The sequence below is a fragment of the Pseudoalteromonas fuliginea genome (genome assembly GCF_000690055.1).
Classification (GTDB): domain Bacteria; phylum Pseudomonadota; class Gammaproteobacteria; order Enterobacterales; family Alteromonadaceae; genus Pseudoalteromonas; species Pseudoalteromonas fuliginea.
This window is the reverse complement of record NZ_JJNZ01000246.1, coordinates 1-432: the sequence shown is the minus strand read 5'-3', so window position 1 is coordinate 432 and position 432 is coordinate 1. Positions and strand designations below refer to the sequence as shown.

Here is a 432-nt window from a genome sequence, read left to right as displayed (position 1 = left end):
GGCAACGCGATCGCTTCCCGCAGTCTTTCCACGATCGCATGTATACCTGCCATGACGGCATTCGCTGCGACCGGTTGCTGCCCGACCCGCAGGCTTCGGTTGGCCTGGGGCGGCTGGACCAGCCGCTGACCCGCGAGGATGAGGTCATCACCTATGTGGCGCGCAATATGGAGCGCACCCGGGGCTTCCATATCATGATGCGCGCCCTGCCCCAGATCCTGGCCGAGCGCCCCCAGGCGCGGATCTTGATGATTGGCGGCAACGAGACCTCTTACGGCATCGAGAGCAGCCACCCCCCGGGCCTGCGCGGCGAGATGGAGGCCGAGCTGGGCGATAGCGTTGACTGGAACCGGGTGCATTTCCTCGGCAAGGTGCCCTATGAGGATCTCTGCCGCATCCTCCGCATCTCCCGTTGCCACATCTATCTCACCA

At 64.6% G+C, this 432-nt stretch carries 1 protein-coding gene; it reads left to right on the top strand.

Features of this window, described 5'->3' with window-relative positions:
• Positions 1–432 (top strand): glycosyltransferase family protein (locus tag DC53_RS21910; protein ID WP_206075188.1); only part of this gene is annotated, 432 nt, incomplete at both ends.